The sequence below is a fragment of the Pleionea litopenaei genome, from assembly GCF_031198435.1.
In the GTDB taxonomy this organism is placed as follows: Bacteria; Pseudomonadota; Gammaproteobacteria; order Enterobacterales; family Kangiellaceae; genus Pleionea; species Pleionea litopenaei.
Window position 1 is genome coordinate 1,169,297 of record NZ_CP133548.1, and the last position, 16,458, is coordinate 1,185,754.

13 protein-coding genes are annotated in these 16,458 nt (G+C 44.3%); 8 read left to right on the top strand and 5 right to left on the bottom strand.

Going from position 1 to position 16,458, the window contains the following annotated elements; genetic code table 11:
- The first annotated feature begins 269 nt into the window (after positions 1–269).
- Complete coding sequence (locus Q9312_RS05175; RefSeq protein ID WP_309203519.1) at positions 270–1,079, top strand: YiiX/YebB-like N1pC/P60 family cysteine hydrolase; 810 nt, start codon at positions 270–272, stop codon at positions 1,077–1,079.
- Between the two features lie 160 nt (positions 1,080–1,239).
- Here Q9312_RS05175 and Q9312_RS05180 read toward each other — a convergent pair whose 3' ends face one another.
- Positions 1,240–3,972 (bottom strand): choice-of-anchor B family protein, encoded by a 2,733-nt coding sequence (locus tag Q9312_RS05180; RefSeq protein WP_309203520.1) that lies wholly within the window; start codon positions 3,970–3,972, stop codon positions 1,240–1,242.
- A gap of 375 nt (positions 3,973–4,347) precedes the next feature.
- Here Q9312_RS05180 and Q9312_RS05185 point away from each other — a divergent pair, with 375 nt between their 5' ends.
- From Q9312_RS05185 to Q9312_RS05205, 5 genes are all read left to right on the top strand, one after another.
- Positions 4,348–5,124, top strand: a complete 777-nt coding sequence (locus Q9312_RS05185) for an MbnP family copper-binding protein (RefSeq protein ID WP_309203522.1) — start codon at positions 4,348–4,350, stop codon at positions 5,122–5,124.
- Positions 5,121–6,245 (top strand): methanobactin export MATE transporter MbnM, encoded by a 1,125-nt coding sequence (locus Q9312_RS05190; RefSeq protein WP_309203523.1) that lies wholly within the window; start codon positions 5,121–5,123, stop codon positions 6,243–6,245. Before Q9312_RS05185 ends, Q9312_RS05190 begins: the two co-directional genes overlap by 4 nt.
- Positions 6,246–6,349: 104 nt before the next feature.
- Positions 6,350–7,321: an MBL fold metallo-hydrolase gene (locus tag Q9312_RS05195; RefSeq protein ID WP_309203524.1), complete on the top strand. Its 972-nt coding sequence runs from the start codon at positions 6,350–6,352 to the stop codon at positions 7,319–7,321.
- Positions 7,322–7,374: 53 nt separating this feature from the next.
- A complete protein-coding gene (locus tag Q9312_RS05200) occupies positions 7,375–8,253 on the top strand; it encodes a DUF3034 family protein (RefSeq protein ID WP_309203526.1) in 879 nt (292 codons plus the stop codon).
- 9 nt (positions 8,254–8,262) lie between these two features.
- Complete coding sequence (locus Q9312_RS05205; RefSeq protein ID WP_309203527.1) at positions 8,263–8,685, top strand: group I truncated hemoglobin; 423 nt, start codon at positions 8,263–8,265, stop codon at positions 8,683–8,685.
- A 78-nt stretch (positions 8,686–8,763) separates the two neighbouring features.
- On the opposite strand, the gene Q9312_RS05210 is transcribed toward Q9312_RS05205, so the two are convergent.
- The 3 genes from Q9312_RS05210 to Q9312_RS05220 all read right to left on the bottom strand — a co-directional run bounded on the left by Q9312_RS05210 (position 8,764) and on the right by Q9312_RS05220 (position 12,356).
- On the bottom strand, positions 8,764–9,402 hold the full coding sequence (locus Q9312_RS05210; RefSeq protein WP_309203528.1) for a cupredoxin domain-containing protein: 639 nt from the start codon (positions 9,400–9,402) through the stop codon (positions 8,764–8,766).
- Between the two features lie 86 nt (positions 9,403–9,488).
- Positions 9,489–10,289 carry a phenylalanine 4-monooxygenase gene (gene phhA / locus Q9312_RS05215; RefSeq protein WP_309203529.1) on the bottom strand — a complete coding sequence of 267 codons (801 nt, stop codon included), beginning with the start codon at positions 10,287–10,289 and terminating at the stop codon, positions 9,489–9,491.
- Between the two features lie 159 nt (positions 10,290–10,448).
- Positions 10,449–12,356, bottom strand: coding sequence for an ATP-binding cassette domain-containing protein (locus Q9312_RS05220; RefSeq protein ID WP_309203530.1), 1,908 nt, complete (start codon positions 12,354–12,356; stop codon positions 10,449–10,451).
- A 252-nt stretch (positions 12,357–12,608) separates the two neighbouring features.
- Between Q9312_RS05220 and Q9312_RS05225 the strand changes: the two genes are divergently transcribed.
- Positions 12,609–14,738, top strand: a complete 2,130-nt coding sequence (locus tag Q9312_RS05225; RefSeq protein WP_309203531.1) for a transglycosylase SLT domain-containing protein — start codon at positions 12,609–12,611, stop codon at positions 14,736–14,738.
- Here Q9312_RS05225 and Q9312_RS05230 read toward each other — a convergent pair.
- On the bottom strand, positions 14,735–15,964 hold the full coding sequence (locus tag Q9312_RS05230) for a hypothetical protein (RefSeq protein WP_309203532.1): 1,230 nt from the start codon (positions 15,962–15,964) through the stop codon (positions 14,735–14,737). The genes Q9312_RS05225 and Q9312_RS05230 overlap by 4 nt on opposite strands.
- A gap of 171 nt (positions 15,965–16,135) precedes the next feature.
- Between Q9312_RS05230 and Q9312_RS05235 the strand changes: the two genes are divergently transcribed.
- Positions 16,136–16,411: a DUF6763 family protein gene (locus Q9312_RS05235; RefSeq protein ID WP_309203533.1), complete on the top strand. Its 276-nt coding sequence runs from the start codon at positions 16,136–16,138 to the stop codon at positions 16,409–16,411.
- Positions 16,412–16,458: the final 47 nt, after the last annotated feature.

Genomic DNA, 16,458 nt, shown 5'->3' on the forward strand with positions numbered 1-16,458 from the left:
CTAATCAATGTCAGAGTGCAATTCGGCTTTCGGGCAACCTTAATCGAAACCCAGGTTAGTAAAACCTACGACGGCCGAGCCTGCTTCTAGGCCATGAGACCATTATTCAGGTATAAAATTCAACATTAATTAACTATATAGCTTATATATGCCGATTCAAGTCACACATTGCAAGCAAACATTTCACAATTATAGAACATTCGAATAGTTTGATAAGCCCGCTAACTTTAAACTATAGTTCTACTAACCTTTTGTTTTTAAGATAAATAATGTTTAAATTTCTCAAACGAGCCATTGAACGATGGTTGAACAAAGAATCGCCTGCACCAGACTTCCCACAGTCAGATTTCGAGCGACTCAGGTATGGACTGAGACCTGGCGATGTTCTATTAGTTGAGGGACGTACGAGAGTTTCTGAGGTCATAAAGCTGATCACCCAGAGCCGCTGGTCACATGCTGCGCTCTACATTGGTCGCTTACATGATATAGAGTCTGAAGACATCCGCCAAAGGATTCTACAGCACGCTACGTTCGAGCCATCGGAGCAACTCATCATCGAAGGTCTGCTCGGTCAAGGCACTGTGGTCAACAAGCTCAGCGACTACCAACGCGACAATTTGCGCATTTGTCGGCCATCGGCCCTTTCGCACGGTGACGCCAAAGAAGTGGTGAACTACGCGAGCCAACATCTTGGTACTCCGTATAATTTTCGACAAATGCTCGACCTAGCCCGACTGCTGTTTCCGTGGAGTATTGTGCCTCGCCGATGGCGCTCTTCTTTATTCACTAATAACGTTGGGGAGCCGACTCGCACGGTTTGCTCGTCAATGCTCGCCGAGGCCTTTGGTCAAGTTAACTACCCTGTACTTCCAAAGTTTAAAAAGGTCGGCAAAGATCGAGTGGAATTGATCAAGCGCAATACTAAGCTGTTCACGCCGGCTGACTTTGACTACTCCCCTTATTTCAAGGTTATCAAATTCCCTTTTTGGGGCCAGGTAGATAATGCTCACTATCGGGCTTTACCGTGGAATAAAGATGGGTTGATGTCTAACGACGAGGACGACTTTACCATTGGTTAAATTTCGAACATTTTTTCTTGAATTCGGATATTTTTGATCTAGAGTTATTCAGAGGGTCATCGAATTTAGATTCTCCCAATTCCCCTAACCCAGGTTACCTTACGGGCCTGGGTATTTTTTTGTGCGATAGTCGAGTACCAGTCAACCTACGGCGACCGGCTTAAAGATGTGTACGGCGAGAACGTTTAAACGCCATTACCATTAAAATTAATGCGCCCCACACCGGAACTGAACCACTCGAGCTAGAGTAGCCATTAATCACTTGCACGACGACGGACTCGGTATCGCTTGCACCGTGAACATCGGTCACCGTCACGGTAAAGGTGAGAGAGCCACCGTTGTCTGGTGCAACAAATGTTGTACTGGCCGAATTAGGTGCGGTCAAGGTTACACTGTCACCTTGAGTCTGTACCCATTGGTAGGTCAGCGGGTCTTGCTCGAAATCAGACGCGACGGCCGATAATGAAACCGTTTGTCGAGTATTCACTTCAAAATTACTAAGCGACTGTAATTCAGGCGCATTATTAGAGTCATCATCTTGTACATAAACATCTATAACCGCATTTTGCCCCACTTCGCTGTTGTTTACGGGTTGCAGAGCCACTCTAAAAATTTCTCTATCTTCGTCCTCGCTGTCATCAATAATGGGCACCGAAATTTGTTTCGAGGCTAAATCGCCATCAGTCCAAGTTAAACGGCCTTGAACTTCCTCAAAGTCGACACCCATCACCGCGGTAATGCCTTGTGATTGATAATCCACCTCAAGTTGGCCATAGGAGCCCCCGACACGGTTAACGGAAATTGTTACGGTTCCAACCGATTCGGCTACCGATAGCTCCGCATTGGTAAACTCTAACTTTCCGGCTCTTGGAGCTCCGTCTAACATAACTTTTAAGTACGAAATATCACCTAAGGTTGCACCGTTTCTAGGATCAAACAAACGAATAAAAAACTCTTCATCGGGCTGCATTCCCGTTGTGTCGTCAAGAATCGATAATGCAATGCTTTTCTCTCCAACCTCGCCGGCAGCCCACTGAAGTTGCCCATCGGCAAGGACAAAATCTTCGTCTTTTTCGGCGTTACCGCTAATCACTTGATAGCTTACCTCAACCGATGAATTATTCGATCCCGCACCAGAACGTGCGACAGCAATTTCAACATCTTGATTTCGCGTAAAGCTCACTTCTGACTGAGTAAATCCTAATTGTCCTTGTGTAGAAACCCGGGTGTTCTCTCGAAGAACGTATAGGCCACTATTGATATCACTGACTAAAATGAGCCCTGAAGGAAGAAATGGATAGGTTCCCCAAGCACCATTGTAAGAAGCATTATTACTTGCAGGAAAAGTATCAAAAAATCCGACTTCAACCGGACTTGCAGGGTCAGAAATGTCGAGAATCGTTAGGCCTCTCTCATAGTTCGACATGTAATAACGATTACCTCGGACAAAACCATTATGATCAACCGCTCTTGTTGGCCCTGTCCACTGGCCCACTTGCACAGGTTGTTGTAAATTATCGATTTGAAATATACGAACAGTCGAGTTGAGTCCGGCGTTGGCTTCATCGAACTCATCGTGCAAGAATACAAAGCGTTTGTCATCGGATACCCACCCAGAATGCACGTATTTAGCTCCAGGGGGCACGTCGGTATACGTCGTCACCGACAGTCGTTCTGTTTGGGTTGGATCGGAGATGTCCCATAACACCATTTCTTTTTCGTTAAAGTCGACGAACACGGTGCATTGTTCAGTCGCATTCACACAGCCATTTGCCACTCGGCCATCGTTCAATGTTACGGACGCGCCATCGTGGGTATATCCATAAAAACTGCTCTGGTTACTCATTTCACTTAACTGCTCAGGTGCGTCCAATGAGTAAGAATGGAAGGAGCCTGAATAACGATTGGCGCCAATGAGTTGTAATCGCGCTACCGTACCATCAAGCTGAGTATTCAATGTGTAATCGACATTGCTTATATAAACGTTATGCGCATCAGAAACAGACGAATCTCTGCGTACCAATGAAATGGAGTTGGGTAAATTATTTAAATCGATAATGCTAACGCCTTCTGTCGCGTTATCAATGGTCGAATAAGCATAGGCTTGCCATTCGCCAACGGCATCGTCAAAGTACTGGTAAACCTTGATGTCTCTCCAAGTGGAGTTTTGCCCTGTTATGGTCCCCACTTCCCGTGGTGCTTCAGGATTACTCAGGTCAAAAACAGCCACGCCATCTCTAACCCCCATAATGGCATACTCATTGCCAGAGTTAAGGTCAACATGTCCCCAAATATCATTTCCGCTGCTGGGTCTGGAAGAAAACTGTTGCAACGGCACATGAGCGACTAAGTCGATGTTTTGGCAAGGAAATCCGGCAGCCGAGCCACCGTCACAGTTTACCAACACTTGTCTTTGCTCTAATTGCTCAAGCTGCTTTAACTGACGATTGAGCTTCTCTGAATCGATCCCTTTACCATCGGCAATAACATTGAAGCCTTTCTTTCTTAGCTGCTCGACAAATTTTCGAGGAACCCCGGTTAGTCGAGTTGGATTGCTGTCTGGACTTTGCGATTGAAAGTGGTCGAAACGATTAAACCCCGCCAGAACGGGTACTATATCACTGGTTAGATTGAACAGGTCATCGACCCCATTCACTGGGTAACTGCCTGCAGCAACTCGAATATGGTCACCTTTTTTAGCCTGTTGTACGGCATAAGAAATCGACTTACAGGGTCGAATAGGATTATCACAACGCCCTAAATCAGTACCTGTTTCCGCCACATAACGCGCTTTATCAGGCTCGGAGTGAGCCATTGCTGCACCACTTAGCGACGCTAAGCCAAACAGCAAAATGTAAGGCTTGATATTGGTTATTTTACTCAAAGCCGACACTTTAGCTCTCCTTTCCAAGATTGATAACAACGGTTGCTAAGCAAAACTGAACTCACTGGCGACTATCTTCTACTCAAAGCCTAATTCGGGTAAAAACCAAATTCGAGGTCGTCTTAAATTCCTAAATTCAAGGCTCAAGCCAGATGCTGCTTCGACGATTTAGATGAGTCTTTATTAATGCAGTATTGAGGCGAACCCAATACAATGCAATTAAAACTGACTTCATCAGCTTATCATCAAACAACTATGACTGATTTTAAAGTTAATATTAACAACTAATTACAATAATTGTGATTTCGTTCTAATTCACAATTAACGGATAATTGAATACAAATAGAACTTGCCGCTCGAAAATGAAACCGTCAGAATAATCTTATGAAAAATTTGAACATCATCATATTATTAGCAAGCGCTTGCCTGCTCGCTTCTTGCTCACCATCTACTCAAGACGTCACGGTAAACTGGCAGCTGAATCTGGCGCATGGAACTGATACCTGCCAAACAAACGAACGAAAAAACCAATCGGCTCCAACCTCGGTATGGTCTGAAATAGGTTTTTATGCTTATGACTTCAAATTACTCAACGCCCAGAATGAAGCATTTCCTTTGCAGCTAACACAATCACGTGATTTGATATACGTTGATTTAACCTGCAAGCCTGGCTCATCTAATGAAGAAAGCACACACCAATTTACTTTTACTGGCGCTGTGTCAGGCGCTGACATCCTTGAATTTACCATTGGTGTGCCATTTGCAAAAAATCACTTGAATCCTCTACAACAGCAATACCCTCTCAATCAGCCAGCAATGTTTTGGGTTTGGCAAACTGGCCACAAATTCTTTCGGCTAGAGGGCACGCAATCTGGCAGAGATGTCTTGTTTCACCTCGGATCAACAGGTTGCGTTTCGGCGTCCGCCCTGCGCCCGCCTGAAATGCCTTGTCAGCATCCTAACCGAGTTACTGTACAAGTACCGCTAACTGCCTACCAAGGCAACTCTTTGACATTGACACTTGATCCAACAAAGCTGCTTAAAACGAGTAGTTCTGACTCCAGTATACGCTGTCAGTCTGAGCAAGATAACACGCAATGTCCGGCTCTAATTTCAGCGTTGAAAAATAATATTGAAAGTGGTGTGTTTACCTTACAATGAAGAGACTTCAGGCACTTTTAATTTCCCTATTGCTCATAGCTCTAATAGCCAGTTGCCATGAAAGTCAACAAGACTATCAATGGTCATTACCTGAGGGATTTCCTCGACCAATTGTTCCAGTAGACAATCCCATGACCGAAGCCAAAGTCGAACTGGGTCGGCACCTGTTTTACGACAACGCATTATCGGCAAATAACACACAGTCTTGCTCAAGTTGCCATCAACAAAGCTATGCGTTTGCTGAGCCGAAAGCTCTGTCAGTTGGAAGTACAGGTCAACACCACCGACGAAACGCTCTCGCGCTCGTTAATGTTGCTTACAACAAAACGCTCACTTGGGCACACCCCGGCCTCACCTCTATCGAACAGCAATTATTAATTCCGATGTTCGGAGAGCAACCGATCGAGTTAGGTATTTCGGGTCATGAAGAAGTGATCTTGAAGCGCTTTACCTCGCCTAAATATGAAAAGTTATTTCTGCAAGCTTTTGGAGATAAAGAGCCCAGTTTTTTGCGTATCAATCAAGCGTTATCAAGCTTCACTCGGAGCCTTATTTCTATTCAAAGCCCGTTTGACCGATACGCTTATCAAAACGACGATCAAGCACTGAGTGAGTCTGCAATCCGCGGTATGAATTTATTTTTTTCCGAAGAGTTCGAGTGTCATCATTGTCATGGTGGTTTTAACTTTACGCAATCCACCTTTCACCAACAACAAAGACTTGATCGTCGCCCCTTTCATAACACTGGCTTATACAATGTTGAGAGTCACGACCAATACCCGCAAATCGATACTGGACTCATGGAGCTCACGGGTAATGCAGCCGACAATGGAAAATTTCGAGCGCCGACACTACGTAATATTGAGTTAACCGCTCCATATATGCACGATGGAAGTATGTCGACCTTGGCTGAAGTTTTAGACTTCTACGCTGCCGGAGGTCGACACATCAGCTCAGGAGATTATGCTGGCGACGGTAGAAATAACCAATATAAAAGTCCATTCGTCACAGGGTTTGAAATGTCGGAACAACAAAGAGATGACTTGATCGCATTTTTACAATCATTGACAGACAGTCATTTTGTGTCAAACCCCAAGCACGCGAATCCTAACCTGCAGTAACTTCTTTCGTAAAGGAAAAGGTATTAATCTGAAAGGCGGTTGCAGTCGTACAACAATCGCATTAAGCTCATTTTTTCAGCCTATATGAACCCAAGGATAAAAATATGAAAACCTTAGCGTTAAGCTGTTTACTCACCCTTAGTTTTACCAGCACTTTGCTGGTCGCAGACAATCACGAACAATCGGTTAAATTCTCAGTTCAAGAAGTTTCCCCGGGAGTTTATATGCTCATGGGCGTGGGTGGCTTTACTGGAGGCAATATTGGCCTTTCCATTGGCAATGACGGAGTAGTCATGATCGACGATGCAATGCCAAGTAGCCTAGACATTATGCAAGATGCGATTAAATCAGTCACCAAAGAGCCTATCGACTTCTTAATCAACACGCATGTTCACGGCGACCATACTGGCAATAATGTTGTCATGAGCAAACAAGGCGCTCGCATCGTTGCGCATGAAAACCTAAGAGAGCATTTGAAGAAAAAAGGCATCAAAAACGGCGATAAGATGGAAAAAGCACCAGAAGCCATGCTCCCAGTGATTACCTTTTCAACCTCAATGAGTTTTCATCTCAATGGACAAGACGCTCGTCTCACTCACTTACCACACGCCCACACCGATGGCGATGCAGTTATTCATTTTGAGCAAGCGAACGTTATACATACTGGCGATGTACTATTTAATGGACTTTTTCCTTTCATCGACGTTAACAGTGGCGGATCGGCTAAAGGCTATTTAAATGCCCAAAAAGCGCTTCTAAAATTAGCAGACAAGAATACCAAAATCATCCCGGGTCATGGGCCACTCGCGACACGCGCCGACCTTGAACGCTCAGTTGCGATGCTCGAAGACAGCATCAAAATTATCTCAGCGTTAATTCAACAAGGGAAAACCGAAGAGCAAGTCGTCACGCTCAATCCGCTACAAAAGTATCACAACGACTGGAACTGGGGTTTCATTACCACCGAGAGAATGACTCGTCAGCTCTTCCAGAGCTTATCAAGCTCACAACAACACACCGCTCATGCTGATGCTCATACCCAAAAAGATCACAACAACAAGGGGCATCATCATTAAATAAAATAATCCATTGCATCTCCCTCATCGTATCAATGGTGAGGGGGACACTTATGACTATAAAATCACTTTTAATAACATCTCTAATTTGCACTCACCTTTCACTTCATGCCGACAGTAACACTGACTTCGCAGGTAGTGGTAAACTCAATTTAACCGGCTTAATACCCAATATTGACGGCGTCGCTGGCGCGGGAATCAGCCACTCAGCGATCATCGGAGGTTACGGCACCGAGGACCAAATAGGTGCTGCGGGAAACTTCTCCCAGGTACAACTCAGTGACTTTAAACTCTCAACACAATCCGTCTTAGTAGGCTTTTACAATCGTATCGAACTGTCTCACTCCAAAAGCGAGTTCGATACACAGGACGTTGGCGCGCAACTTGGTCTGGGTGAAGGCTATACGTTTAAAAACCAGACCACCTCGTTAAAGCTCAGATTGATGGGCGATGCGATTTTGGATCAAGACAGCTGGCTCCCACAGATAGCAATAGGTTATTCGGAAAAATCCAGTGATAATGCCGCTGTACTCAACTTAATTGGTAGCCAATCCGACGACGATTCAGAAGTTTTTGTCAGTGCTTCAAAACTATTCTTAAGTCAATCATTACTGTTAAATTTAAATCTACGTAATACTCGCGCTAATCAAAACGGAATTCTGGGATTCGGCGGCGATAAAGAGTCGAAAAAGGAATGGCTGTTCGAGGGTTCTCTGGCGTATCTACTGAACGATAATTTAGCACTCGGCTACGAGTATAAAGCAAGTCCTGACAACCTAAGCTTTGCTAAACAAGAAGACTGGCAAGATCTCTTTCTTTTGTATAACCCCAGTAAGCATGTGAGCTTAACGGTCGCCTACGTTTCTCTGGGCGAGATAGCGCTGCAACCCGATCAAACTGGTTACTATGCCAGTATCTCAATTCAGTTTTAGGGGAGTCTTATGAAACCTATATCAACCACAATTCAACTATTAATTCTAGTATTCGCAGTTTCAACTCAACCTTTATTTGCAAGTGATGACTTTAAAGCCTTTGGAGGAAAAGAGGGCCTCACCACTATTGTCGATACTGCGTTCGAACATATTTTAAACGATCAAAGAATCAATTCGTTTTTCCAAGAAACTGATAACGAATTTATCAAGGAACAACTGGTCCTACAGTTTTGTGACGTGCTTGACGGCCCATGTAAGTATGATGGCGCTTCAATGAAGGATTCTCACGTTGGACTTAATATCAAACGTGAACACTTCAATGCTCTTGTTGAAGCCGTCAGAAAGAGTATGCACACTCATAATGTACCGTTTGCTAGCCAAAATCGCTTTTTAGCAAAACTTGCACCAATGCACGCGGATATTATCGAATAGCTTTGTAGAATAACTTTTCCTAATAACCCTATCTAATAACCCTAACTTCGCTCTTCTACGCTGGGAGTCACGCCCAGCTTAGAAGAAAGTGATGGTACCTATTTCACGCCCTTCTTCAGTGATCTTGTGAACACCCTTTGAATAGTCAATCGGATCCACATTTCGATACGGCAATGCAAGATAAATCACCTCGGGCTTCTTCGCGTACTCGATAGAAAATGGATAATCAACCGGAGCGACTTTAAAAGGAACTTTCGGGTTATTATTATTGAAGACCAATGCGTCATATTCGTTACTGGGAATCGATATTACATAAGAAATCATCGTTGAATGTATAAAACAGCCCACTCTGGCAATGTGCTCCGTTGGCCAATCAACTTGATATTCGCGGCTCTCATTACGTCTCAAAATACCTGTGTTAAGTTTGAAGTCTGTCTGCAAATTATTAATAAACACATTGTGTCGACTGCGATCACTGTTTTTTATTGTCACTTTTGATCCAGGCTGAGTGACATAGACGGGTTCATGAAAAATTCTTTGTGTTTGATCAATTATTAGGGACTTTGGTGAGAAGGATTCAGGTTTCAAGTAAATCACTCCCACGTCCACCTTAACACTATCGGCTAGCGTCAATTGACCTTTAAGTTCACTGGCTGAACTTATCAATGAGGTGGTTAAAAGAACAAATACGCTCGCAATCTTAATTTTTATCAACATAGAATCTCCTTTGAACTCTTCCTTTGTACGCGGAAATTCTTAGGTTAGATAAAAAAGCCCTCATTGAGAGGGCTTTTTTGGACATCTTAGCTTGCTAGCTTGTCTTCTTTCGGTGGATAGGTAGGCTCAAATAACCCAAGCTGCTTCGCTTCTTTCACATGAGCCATGATATCCATATTAGCAATTTCAAATAATTGCTTCATTCCATCAATCGTGTAGTAAATCGGCTGCATAATGTCGATACGATAAGGAGTTCGCAGCACCGTCATAATATCAAACGGGCGATGTTCTGGTTCATCAGTCAAGGCATACTGCGACTCGCCAATCGACGATAAAATTCCGCCACCATAAATACGACGGCCATTCGGTGTATTCATTAAGCCGAATTCAACGGTAAACCAATATAAACGCGCCAACCATACGTGATACTCTTTCTCAGCTTGATCACCCAGTTTGCCGTAAGTGTGAGTAAACTCGGCAAAATACGGATTGGTCAACAACGCGCAATGTCCGAAAATTTCATGAAAAACATCGGGCTCCTGCAAATAGTCCATCTCTTCACGAGTACGAATAAACGTCGCACACGGGAATTTCTTATTCGCTAACAAGTTAAAGAATTTAGTGAATGGAATCAGTGCCGGAACCCAGGCAACTTCCCAACCAGTTGTTTTACGTAAAACTTGATTAACGTCTTCTAACTGTGGAATCTTGTCCGCCGTGATGCCTAGCTTCTCGATACCTTCCATGTACTCATCGCAAGCACGACCTTGAATAATCTCCATTTGGCGCTCGAAGAGCTCACCCCAAACTGCGTGTTCGTCTTGAGTATAGTGGATAAAGCCATTTTCATCTGCTTCTCGGGCCGTGTATTTTGTACCCTTTGCCATAAACAAATAAACCTCTTATCTGTACTCTGTGTGTTCAATGTCGAAACGATCGTAGGATCTATATCGAACCATTTATATTTTTCTTTAGCGCTGATTATCTCGCGTTTCATTCAGCAGACGCAAGTTAAGTCGGTATTTCTACCCGCTTAACTGCTCTGATCAGTTGCCAGATTTCATCGCTTCTAACTCTTCCCATCGGTCCAATTGTTGCTCAAGCTGTTGCTGTAAAACGGCTAGTTGCTCAAAATGCGCTTGCATCTCCGTTGGTGCTTTTGACTGAAATTCAGCGGAAGCAGCCTGTATCTCTAGGTCTGAAATGTCTGTTTCAAGCCGCTCCAACAATGCTGGCAGCGCATCGAGCTCTCTTTGGAACTTATACGATAGTTTAACCGCCGCGGTCTTTTTAGGACTTTCTTCGAGCTTTTTATTCTTAGAAGCATTTGCTGATTCTTGCTCAACAGATTTCGACTTAACAGCCCGTTGCTCCTGTGCCAACCGGTATCTTTGATAATCGGTGAAACCACCCGCAATCTCGACAATCCGATGCTCCCCGGTAAATACCCATAAAGCCTCAGCGACGTTATCAAGAAAACGTCGGTCATGGCTAATGACGATTACCGTGCCTTTGAACTCGACGAGTTGGCTTTCTAACAACTCAAGAGTTTCAATATCGAGATCATTCGTCGGTTCGTCCAGAATTAATAGGTTTGCAGAACGCGTGAAGAGCTTGGCTAACACCAAACGACTCACTTCTCCGCCAGACAATGAACTCGCGGGCGTTCGCATTCTTTCAGGTCCAAAGCCATAGTCAGACAAATAGCTGATTACATGCTTCTTTTCGCCATTCACTTCAATAAAGTCTCGCCCTTCGCCAAGGTTATCCATAATGGACAAATCCGGCTTAATGTGAGATCGCATTTGATCAAAATAGGCGATATCCAGTTGCGTGCCTAACTCTACAGTGCCTTTAATCGGAGCCAACTCCCCCAGCAACGTCTTGATTAGACTGCTTTTCCCACAGCCATTGGGACCTAAAATGCCAATTTTGTCGCCTTTAAGTACCTGCGCATTGAAATCTTCAATCAACACTTTATCGGCTTGAGCGATGGTCACGCTATCAAGCACGGCCACTCGCTTACCCGAGGCTCCACCACTTTTGATCGCTAATTGGGCCGTATCGTGTCTTTCTCGACGTTGCTGTCGCTCTTGGCGGAGTTTTTTTAACGCTCGAACCCTACCTTCGTTGCGCGTACGACGCGCTTTAATACCTTGACGAATCCATTTTTCTTCATTGGCTAAACGCTTATCAAATTCAGCATTTACTTTTTCTTCTTCCGCTAATTGCAACTCTTTCGCTGCGACGTAATCATCGTAAGGGGCAGGAAAGCTATGAATGTTTCCGCGATCCACTTCCCAGATTTTATCAACGACTGCATCAATAAACTGACGATCATGAGAAATCAGTAGCAGAGCTCCCCGATACTGCTTTAACACCTCTTCGAGCCATTCGATCGTTGTTAAATCGAGATGGTTGGTTGGTTCGTCTAACAATAGTAAGTCAGGTTCCGCCGCCAAGCATTCTGCCAATGCGACTCGCCGCCGCCAGCCGCCTGATAATGCGCTGACCTTAGAGTCACCCGATAAATCAAGCCGCGACAGCACCGACTCAACTTTCTGTTCCCAATGCCAAGCGCCAGTTCGATCGAGAAAATCGTGCAATTGATTAATCTCATGCTCTGAACCTTGTTCAGACAACAAATACTGATAACGCTCTACAGCATCCCTCAGATCAGCGACGCCCTCGGCAACATAGTCGAAGACGGTTTGCTCCCCTACTTCAGGTAAACTTTGAGCCAAATATCGAATGCGAACCCCTTTGCTGCATTGTAACTGGCCAGAGTCTGCTTGCATTTTGCCGGCAATAACCTTCAACAGAGAAGATTTACCGGCGCCATTGCGTCCGACAATCGCGGTTTTAACGCCAGGTTCAACCGCGAAGCTGACGTTGTCTAGTAGAACATGTGTCCCAAATGCGAGACCTAGTTGTTCACCTCGTAATATCGACATGAAGGTTTAATTCCTGAGCATTCTTATGCTTGTGATCTAATTTGCGCTATATTATACAGAGAGCAATGGCAATTCGATATCGAAGAAATTTGGAAAATTGTCGGTTTGATGTGGAACCTTAGTTTCAAGAGGAACTTTCTCTTGGTAAAAGACTCGAAATAAGTTCGTGCACTGGTGACCGATTTACGATTTCAGCGATTCTCATCCAACCCAGTTGGCAGTTCAAACTTGATGGCAGGCAGTAGGCTTACAATGTTTCGACATTTCGGGTTTAAACAGGTGTTATGGCTTAAGAGCCCGCGCAGCTACTTGAAGCAGATAACAATTCCGCAAAGGCTTAGCTCAGGACCGTTCAAGTTAATCTTTCTGGTCACTTTCTGTTTCTCATCACTTTTTGCCGATGAATTAAACCTGCTCCCAACCAAAAACTCGCACTCACCAGAAAAATCAGAGCAGTCAAGTGAGTCTCAGCAACAATTAACTTCAATAACCGGTTCTGAACAGCCTATCGAGACGCCAGATTTATTGCGTCAACGAGAGCAATACTTGCAAGCGCTTGATCATCTTCGTCATGGTCGCGATAAAGAGTTCTTGCAACTTCAAGCGTCTCTAGCCGATTATGTGTTAGCGCCCTACTTAGAGCGAGATTATCTTTTAGACCGAATGAGTTTAAAGAATCGCTCATTAGTCACCGATTTTCTCGACCGATACGACAATCAACCTGTCGCCATTCGCGTACGATCCAAGTTTTTGTATTTACTCGCTCGCCATGATCAAACGTTTCTTTTTCTGACATACTACCGACCGACTTCAGATATCACTTTGCAATGCCACTGGCTTAGGTTCCGCTTTAAAACCAAAGAGAACCGCCAAGATATCATTAACCAAGCTAAGTCCATTTGGCGATACGGAAAATCACGTCCTGATGCCTGTGATCCTGTCTTTCAACAAATGGCTAAACATGGCGCTCTAACCGATAAGCTTATATGGGAGCGACTGATACTGGCCATTAAGTCCAACAATTACGGCTTAACCCGATACTTGACCAGTAAGCTCTCTAATGCCGAGCAAACCACCGCTCGCTACGCGTTACAAGTCTATATGAAACCCAAGCGACTTAGTAAGGGTCTACCAAAGGGTGTCGATGCGCAGAAAATTGCTGAAATAGCCGCCATAGTGTTATCAAAAAATATTTGGTCTAAACCCGATGAAACATTAGAAATTTATGAGAATTTAAATTCAGATTTAGCCATCACTCACAATAATAAAGTTGCACTCGCTAGAAATATTGCTCTTTCGTTGGCTTCAAAAAATCACCCTAGAGCGTCCGAGTGGCTAAACAACATTGACTACAGTCAATCCGATGAATTGCTATTGCGGTGGAAGCTAGCTCACGAGTTGCGTCAACGAAACTGGTCTGAACTGCAACGCTGGCTGGCAAAAACACCGGCACCTGAAGGGTCTGAAAATGATTGGTTGTATTGGCAGGCTCGCGTTGAAAGTTATCTTGGAAACACTCACCAGGCAGTGCAAATACTGGCGACCTTATCGCAACGTAGAAGTTACTATGGGTTCCTTGCGAGTGCTCATTTAGGTATTAGCCCCAATTTAGAGAATAATCCCTATCCGTTTAGCGAGCAAATGATTGCGCAATTAGGCAATGAGCCTGCTGCGAAAAGAGCTTATGAATTGTGGCGCTTAAACCGCCATCTCTCAGCGCGGCGCGAATGGAACCATCTGAAAGCTCAACACAACGCGATCGAACGAAAACATCTAGCCGCTCTTGCTCATCAGTGGGGATGGCACGAACAGGTTATTTTTGGGTTATCGAGAGCCGGGTTGTACGACAGCGTCGACATGCGGTTTCCATTGGCCTATCAACAAGTCTTAGCGGATGCAGCAAAAGACGCGGATATCGATGTAACCTTTCCGTTGGCCATTGCTCGTAAAGAAAGTGCCTTCATGCCCGATGCACACTCGCGCGTGGGGGCTATGGGGTTAATGCAATTGATGCCCTACACGGCACAATACATTGCAAAAAAAGAACAGTTACCCGTTCCACAAAAAGAACAACTCACCGACCCCCAAACCAACGTGACTTTGGGTACTCGATATCTTAAATATTTAATTACTGAACATCACGGAAACCAAGTTTTAGCAACCGCTTCTTATAACGCGGGTAAACACAAGGTGGCCGATTGGCTTCCACAAAATGAAGAAGCCATTCCGGTCGATATTTGGATTGAGACATTACCCTACAAAGAAACTCGAAACTATGTAAAAAATGTCCTCGCTTACCAACAGATTTATCGCTCATTGCTGGGCAAGGAAGAAAACTATTTTACCCAGTTGGTTCAAATGGAAATTAAACGTCAACCTTAGAAAAACTTTTCTAAGGTTAACTGCACAAAGCTATCGTTTCGATAAGAATAAAATAACGATAAGGTAGGATCATCGGTAATTCCGTTAAACACTCGACCTTCGATGCTTACTCGCATATCATCTCCAATTCGACGAGAGCCTTCAATCGATAGAAAGCGTGCATCATTATCGACTTCGATGCCTAGCCCAACTAATAAGTCAGATGATTGAACATCATTAAAAGTGAATCGAGCAGCACCAATCACTACATCACTCAGTTCTATTGAAAAACCAGCACTGCCTAAGCGTGAGCGTTCATCGTATTGATACTCCAATACCCAACCCAAATCGATAGCCGAGTCAGCGATACCATATTGACTGAACTCAAATCCCGCTACTGCAGCGTGATAATCACCCTCTTCGTTATCTCCGGGGAAGCTAAATCCGCTACGGTAGATATACTCAACTTTCCATAACCAAGCGCCAATGGTCGCTTGAGCATCTACACCAAACTGACTGATTTGCGGGTAATAAGGTTGTAGGCTTCCGGTTGTCAGATCCAAAGCTAATAGTGGATCTCGACTCGTTCCATGAAATAGAGAAAAGCCGAGATCCCAAGCGTCGATGACCTTACTAAAACGCAGCGCAATATCCGTATGATATTCTTCAGCACTCGACTCATAAAGGGCCTCGTCAGAGTCTATGGGTATCTCAAAACGTAAGCGCCCCTCTTCACCAGGAAACGTACGTTCTCTAAATCCTGGCAAGACGTATAGCGAGAGAGTGCCCCAATCTTTTTCCCAGTTATAATTAATCATTAACTGACCAAGTTTATCTTCACCGTCAATATTCTCGACTTGGTCCGTTTGATTAATAATATCAACGAGGTGTTGACTCTCAGCAACGCCCCAAAATACTTTATTAACACCCAAGGTCAACGACCATTCATCACCAACCGTCTGCCAATAAGCTTCTCGAATATCGCCATGGCTGCGCTCAGAGTCCATGGAGTCACCACGAACAAACAGTTTTAAATTGAATACTGAGTCGTCCAGTTTAAAGTACCACTCCGGCTCAAAATACGCCGACAAGCCCCAGTCGTCTTGGCCTTGAGTGGCCGAATCAGTAAATGCGCGTACTTCTGCCCCCGACACTGCAGAAAAGTCGATGTCAGCGGCTTCCGTTGAGACACTAATCCCTAGGCTTAGGGAGGCAATCAAGGAGACGATTTTATTTTTACTCAACATTTCTTAGATCCCAATAAATATGAATTCAATAGATCAGCAACAGACCAGTTGGTCTGTATTATAGTGATTACTCCACTGCATAAAAAGCCCCTTGTTAAAAAAACAATAGTCTGAGCCTCTTTGGTTACAGCACCTATACTAAAAATAAGTAAGTTTTTTGGAGAGAATGGTATGTTGAATGCTGATATCGGCCACTGGTATCGACTTGCTTCAGCAAGCGATCCTGTCGAAGTCATTGCCATTGATGAGGCCGACGACAAAATCGAATTACAACACTTCCATGGCGAAATAGAGTCATTTGATTTTACTGATTGGCTTGCGTTGTTCCCTGTCGAAGTCGAGTCTCCAGAAGACTGGACCGGTCCTTTTGAGATGGAACGACAAGATATTTGTCCAAGCCAGCTATTCAGCGATTACTTGAGCCCTAAATCTCCTACTCAAATATAGTCATTCAACATTGCTCTAATTAATCCCTATCAGTAACATAGCGCCAT

Excerpts from the sequence above, each read along its gene's own strand:
- Q9312_RS05200 (WP_309203526.1), top strand. The coding sequence starts at position 7,375 with ATGACTATAAAATCACTTTTAATAACATCTCTAATTTGCACTCACCTT.
- phhA (WP_309203529.1), bottom strand. The coding sequence starts at position 10,289 with ATGGCAAAGGGTACAAAATACACGGCCCGAGAAGCAGATGAAAATGGC.
- Q9312_RS05210 (WP_309203528.1), bottom strand. The coding sequence starts at position 9,402 with ATGTTGATAAAAATTAAGATTGCGAGCGTATTTGTTCTTTTAACCACC.
- Q9312_RS05190 (WP_309203523.1), top strand. The coding sequence starts at position 5,121 with ATGAAGAGACTTCAGGCACTTTTAATTTCCCTATTGCTCATAGCTCTA.
- Q9312_RS05195 (WP_309203524.1), top strand. The coding sequence starts at position 6,350 with ATGAAAACCTTAGCGTTAAGCTGTTTACTCACCCTTAGTTTTACCAGC.
- Q9312_RS05235 (WP_309203533.1), top strand. The coding sequence starts at position 16,136 with ATGTTGAATGCTGATATCGGCCACTGGTATCGACTTGCTTCAGCAAGC.
- Q9312_RS05225 (WP_309203531.1), top strand. The coding sequence starts at position 12,609 with ATGTTTCGACATTTCGGGTTTAAACAGGTGTTATGGCTTAAGAGCCCG.
- Q9312_RS05205 (WP_309203527.1), top strand. The coding sequence starts at position 8,263 with ATGAAACCTATATCAACCACAATTCAACTATTAATTCTAGTATTCGCA.
- Q9312_RS05230 (WP_309203532.1), bottom strand. The coding sequence starts at position 15,964 with ATGTTGAGTAAAAATAAAATCGTCTCCTTGATTGCCTCCCTAAGCCTA.
- Q9312_RS05220 (WP_309203530.1), bottom strand. The coding sequence starts at position 12,356 with ATGTCGATATTACGAGGTGAACAACTAGGTCTCGCATTTGGGACACAT.
- Q9312_RS05175 (WP_309203519.1), top strand. The coding sequence starts at position 270 with ATGTTTAAATTTCTCAAACGAGCCATTGAACGATGGTTGAACAAAGAA.
- Q9312_RS05185 (WP_309203522.1), top strand. The coding sequence starts at position 4,348 with ATGAAAAATTTGAACATCATCATATTATTAGCAAGCGCTTGCCTGCTC.